6 protein-coding genes are annotated in these 5254 nt (G+C 69.2%); 3 read left to right on the plus strand and 3 right to left on the minus strand.

The window, feature by feature from the left end:
* The 3 genes from ACRDP3_RS12865 to groL form a co-directional block, all read left to right on the plus strand.
* The coding region (locus tag ACRDP3_RS12865; protein WP_431517040.1) for a polysaccharide deacetylase family protein at positions 1–719 on the plus strand (719 nt) is incomplete at its 5' end.
* Positions 720–902: 183 nt separating this feature from the next.
* Positions 903–1214, plus strand: a complete 312-nt coding sequence (groES, locus tag ACRDP3_RS12870) for a co-chaperone GroES (protein WP_431517041.1) — start codon at positions 903–905, stop codon at positions 1212–1214.
* A 107-nt stretch (positions 1215–1321) separates the two neighbouring features.
* Positions 1322–2944, plus strand: coding sequence for a chaperonin GroEL (gene groL, locus ACRDP3_RS12875; protein ID WP_431517042.1), 1623 nt, complete (start codon positions 1322–1324; stop codon positions 2942–2944).
* 98 nt (positions 2945–3042) lie between these two features.
* Here groL and ACRDP3_RS12880 read toward each other — a convergent pair whose 3' ends face one another.
* The 3 genes from ACRDP3_RS12880 to ACRDP3_RS12890 form a co-directional block, all read right to left on the minus strand.
* Positions 3043–3816 carry an SDR family NAD(P)-dependent oxidoreductase gene (locus ACRDP3_RS12880; RefSeq protein WP_431517043.1) on the minus strand — a complete coding sequence of 258 codons (774 nt, stop codon included), beginning with the start codon at positions 3814–3816 and terminating at the stop codon, positions 3043–3045.
* Positions 3817–3846: 30 nt separating this feature from the next.
* Positions 3847–4506 (minus strand): MOSC domain-containing protein, encoded by a 660-nt coding sequence (locus tag ACRDP3_RS12885; RefSeq protein WP_431517044.1) that lies wholly within the window; start codon positions 4504–4506, stop codon positions 3847–3849.
* A 73-nt stretch (positions 4507–4579) separates the two neighbouring features.
* Positions 4580–4891, minus strand: coding sequence for a WhiB family transcriptional regulator (locus ACRDP3_RS12890; RefSeq protein WP_431517045.1), 312 nt, complete (start codon positions 4889–4891; stop codon positions 4580–4582).
* Between the last annotated feature and the right edge of the window lie 363 nt (positions 4892–5254).

Consider the following 5254-nt stretch of genomic DNA (forward strand, 5'->3'; position numbering starts at 1 on the left):
CCGAGGTCCTGAACGCCCACGCCGAGCACATCCAGCAGCGGCTCGCCGCCTACCGCCGCTGGGGGCTGAAGAAGCCGCCGCCGGCGCGGCCCGCCCCGCCGGCCGTCAAACCGCGCGTCCGCGGCGCGCAGGTCCTGCGCTCCATCCCTACCCGCGACAAGGTCATCTTCCTGACCATCGACGACGGGGCCGCGAAGGACCCGGAGTTCCTCCGGATGGTGCGCGAACTGGACCTGCCGGTGACGTCCTTCCTCACCGACGAGGAGGCCCTGCGCGGCGCGGGCTACGGCTACTTCCGCGAACTCCAGGCGCTCGGCGCCACCGCGCAGAACCACACCCTCCACCACCGCTACCTGCCGGCGCTCTCCTACCGGAAGCAACGGCGCCAGATCTGCGGCCAGCAGAGCCGCCTCAAGGCGGAGTTGGGCGGCCCGGAGCCGCGGCTCTTCCGGCCGCCCTACGGGGCGTACGACGAGGACACGCTGCGCGCCGCGCGCCGCTGCGGGCTGGACGCCGTAGTGCTCTGGGGGGTGGAGGCGTGGGCCGACCGGATCGAGTTCTCGGAGCCGGGCGCCGAGCTCTATCCGGGTGCGATCATCCTGACCCACTACCGGGGGCCCGGCGACTGGGACGGCACCATGGCCGACATGACACGCCGGGTGCTGAGACTGGCCGCGAAACAGGGTTACGCCGTGGGGCGCCTGGAGGACTATCTCTGACCGGTTGGCACTCTGGTTGACGGAGTGCTAACCGAGGCATAATCTCGGTTCTGGCACTCTCCTGAGGGGAGTGCCAGAAGAAGTACGCGACGGGCAGATCCGGCACCCGCGACGACGGATCTACCAGGTCGCCACCCCAGACATTCACACCCCGCTGAGATCACCGAAGGGGGAGGTCGGATCGTGACGACCGCCACCAGTTCCAAGGTTGCCATCAAGCCGCTCGAGGACCGCATCGTGGTCCAGCCGCTCGACGCCGAACAGACCACGGCTTCAGGCCTGGTCATTCCGGACACTGCCAAGGAGAAGCCCCAGGAGGGCACCGTCCTGGCCGTCGGCCCGGGTCGCTTCGAGGACGGTAACCGCCTGCCGCTCGACGTCTCCGTCGGCGACATCGTGCTGTACAGCAAGTACGGCGGCACCGAGGTGAAGTACCACGGCGAGGAGTACCTCGTGCTCTCGGCCCGCGACGTGCTCGCGATCGTCGAGAAGTAAGTCACCGAAGCAAGCCGAAGTCTGCTTTTGATCTGCGCCCCGGTGCCCGTCATGCGTGAGCTGCCGGGCCCGGGGTGCAGTTCGTTCGAGAGGAACCGACAGCTCCCATGGCCAAGATCCTGAAATTCGACGAGGACGCCCGTCGTGCCCTTGAGCGCGGCGTCAACAAGCTCGCCGACACCGTCAAGGTGACGATCGGCCCCCGCGGCCGCAACGTCGTCATCGACAAGAAGTTCGGCGCCCCGACCATCACCAACGACGGCGTCACCATCGCCCGCGAGGTCGAGGTCGACGACGCGTACGAGAACCTGGGCGCCCAGCTGGTGAAGGAGGTGGCGACCAAGACCAACGACATCGCGGGTGACGGCACCACCACCGCCACCGTGCTCGCCCAGGCGCTGGTCCGCGAGGGCCTGCGCAACGTCGCCGCCGGCGCCTCCCCGGCCGCCCTGAAGAAGGGCATCGACGCGGCGGTCAAGGCCATCTCCGACGACCTGATCGCCAACGCCCGGCCGATCGACTCCAAGGAGGACATCGCCTCCGTCGCCGGTCTGTCCGCCCAGGACAAGCAGGTCGGCGAGCTCATCGCCGAGGCGATGGACAAGGTCGGCAAGGACGGTGTCATCACCGTCGAGGAGTCCCAGACCTTCGGCCTGGAGCTCGACTTCACCGAGGGCATGGCCTTCGACAAGGGCTACCTCTCCCCGTACATGGTCAGCGACCAGGAGCGGATGGAGGCGGTACTGGACGACCCGTACATCCTCATCCACCAGGGCAAGATCGGGTCCATCCAGGACATGCTGCCGCTGCTGGAGAAGATCATGCAGTCCGGTGGCTCCCGGCCGCTGCTGATCATCGCCGAGGACGTCGAGGGCGAGGCGCTCTCCACCCTCGTCGTCAACAAGATCCGCGGCACGTTCAACGCCGTCGCCGTCAAGGCGCCCGGCTTCGGCGACCGCCGCAAGGCGATGCTCGGTGACATGGCGACGCTGACCGGCGCCACCGTGATCGCCGAGGAGGTCGGGCTCAAGCTGGACCAGGCCGGCCTGGACGTGCTGGGCACCGCCCGTCGCGTCACCATCACCAAGGACGACACCACGATCGTCGACGGTGCCGGCAAGAGCGAGGACGTGCAGGCCCGGGTCGCCCAGATCAAGGGCGAGATCGACGCCACGGACTCCGACTGGGACCGCGAGAAGCTGCAGGAGCGGCTGGCCAAGCTGGCCGGCGGCGTCTGTGTCATCCGCGTCGGTGCCGCGACCGAGGTCGAGCTCAAGGAGAAGAAGCACCGTCTGGAGGACGCCATCTCCGCGACCCGCGCCGCGGTCGAGGAGGGCATCGTCTCCGGTGGCGGCTCCGCGCTCGTGCACTCCGCGAAGGTGCTGGAGGGCTCGCTCGGCAAGCTCGACGACGAGGCCACCGGTGTCGCCGTCGTGCGGCGTGCCGTGGTCGAGCCGCTGCGCTGGATCGCCGAGAACGCGGGCCTCGAGGGGTACGTCATCACCTCGAAGGTGGCCGACCTGGACCGTAACCAGGGCTTCAACGCGGCCACCGGCGACTACGGCGACCTCATCAAGGCGGGCGTCATCGACCCCGTCAAGGTCACCCGCTCCGCGCTGGAGAACGCGGCGTCGATCGCGTCGCTGCTGCTGACGACGGAGACGCTGGTCGTCGAGAAGCCGGCCGAGGAAGAAGAGGCCGCCGGCGGCGGCCACGGCCACTCGCACTGACGCACTCGTGTGCGGCTGAGCCGACTGAGGCCCGGTACCCCCTTGGGGGGTGCCGGGCCTCAGTCGTGTGTGCGCCTCCGAGTGCGCACTTCGGCGAACTACCGAGGTCCGTAACGCCGGCCCGTCGTGGAGGAGGCGCGGGAGAGAAGGTTGCGGGGGATGAGGTGGGTCGCGCCCATGAGGGCCTTGTAACGGGGGTCCGGGACGGAGAGCGTCTTGCCGCGCGCCAGGTCCTTCATCGCCGCGTCGACCACCTTGTCGGCGTCCAGCCACATCCAGCCGGGAACGTTGCCGGCGTCCATGCCGGCGCGCTCGTGGAACTCCGTGCGGACGAAACCGGGGCAGAGCGCCAGCAGCCGCAGGCCCGATCCCGCCAGGTCCTTCGCCGCGCCCTGCGTGAACTGGACGACCCACGCCTTGCTCGCCCCGTACGTGCCGCGCGGCACGAACGCCGCCACCGAGGCGACGTTGACGACGCCGCCGCGGTGGCGGGCGCGCATGCTCGTGGTGGCGGCCGAGGTGAGACGCAGGACCGCCTCGCAGTGGACCTTGAGCATGGTGAGCTCGTCCGCCATGGGGACGTCGAGGAAGGCGCCCTTGTTGCCGAAGCCCGCGTTGTTGATCAGCAGGTCGACGGGGTTGTCAGCGTCCTGGAGGCGGGTCTCGACGGCTGAGATGCCCATGTCGGTGGCGAGGTCGGCGACCAGGACGGACGCCTCGATGCCGTGCTGGTCGTGCAGTTCGGCCGCCCGGGCGCGCAGCCGGTCCTTGTCGCGGGCGACCAGTACGACGTCGTGGCCGTCGCGTGCGAGCCGTCGCGCGAAGGCGGCTCCGATACCGGCTGTCGCTCCCGTAATCAACGCAGTCGTCATGGGGGCACGGTAGTCCCACGTGATCGCGCCTCAGCCGGCGGTGCGCCGCAGGGCCTTCCGGTGGGCCTCGGGGTGGAGGGCGTCGCCCGCGGCGAGGACGCGGGGCAGCAGTTCGGGCCGGATGGTCAGGGCACGGAAGAGGAAGGTGACGGTCACCTCGTGGTCCGGGCGGTGGACGATCCGGATGGGATCGCCGCCGCGTACTTCGCCGGGCTGGATCACCCGCAGGTACGCGCCGGGCGCACCCGCGTCGGTGAAGCGCTTCACCCAGCCGCGCTCGTCGAGCCAGCCGGCGAACGTACTGCAGGGGATGCGGGCCGAGTTCACCTCGAGGATCACGTCGTCGCCGATGAGCCAGCGCTCTCCGATGAGAGCGTCGTTGACGTCCAGGCCGCGGGTGGTGAGGTTCTCGCCGAAGGCGCCGTTGGTGAGGTCGCGGCCCAGTCCCGGTTCCCAGCTGTCCAGGTCCTCGCGGGCGAAGGCGTAAACGGCCTGGTCGTTGCCGCCGTGGTGGTGCTGATCGCCGATGGTGTCGCCGGCCAGTGCGCTGCCGCCGATGCCCTTCTGACCGGGGGCGGTCACCCGGACCGGGCCGGCGATGGGGCGCTTGTCGATTCCGGTGAGGTTGCCCGGGGCGTCGGTGTAGGGGGCGCGGTGCGGCGTGGCGACGTTGACTGACAGCAGCTCCATGGGCGTCAGGCTAAGTGCGCGGAGGCCCGGGAGGGATTGAATTTCGGTCCGGAGGGGCGGTCCGGAGCGGGGGTCAGCTCTGGCTGTCCGGTACGGCGACGAGCCGGCTGCGGGCGCGGCCCATCAGTTCCTCGCGCTCGTCCTCGGTCAGGCCTCCCCACACTCCGTACGGCTCGCGCACCGCCATGGCGTGCGCCGCGCACTCGGTGCGGACCTGGCAGCGCATGCAGACCTCCTTGGCGGATGCCTCGCGCGCGCTTCGGGCCGCGCCGCGCTCGCCCTCGGGGTGGAAGAAGAGCGAACTGTCCACCCCGCGGCAGGCGGCCAGCAGCTGCCAGTCCCACAGATCGGCGTTCGGGCCCGGAAGGCGGGAGAAGTCTGCCATTGCGTGTCCTCTCGACGGCGGGCTTCAGGGTGATCAGAGCCATTTATAGACAAATATGACCCGTTGCGAACCTAGTCGAAGGCGAGCGAAGGGGTGGAGCGGAGTCAGGCCAAATAGGGCAAAAGGTAAAATGCGCCACACGAGGAAACGCTTCAGCGCGATGCGGCAGATCTGTGTACGAGTGATCACGTAGAGTGCTGGTGGCGGTGGCCGAAAGCCGTAACTCTTTTGGGTGACCGTCGTTGAGTGTGCGGAGGCGGTTGGCGGAACTTGGCCCGGGCACCTTTGTCCGAGGCTGTCAATCGCACAGGTGACGATTCGTAACAGCCTGGAGGCTCAAGGTGACGCGCATCAGCTGCGGAG

The sequence above is a fragment of the Streptomyces sp. genome, assembly GCF_050698815.1.
Lineage (GTDB): Bacteria > Actinomycetota > Actinomycetes > Streptomycetales > Streptomycetaceae > Streptomyces.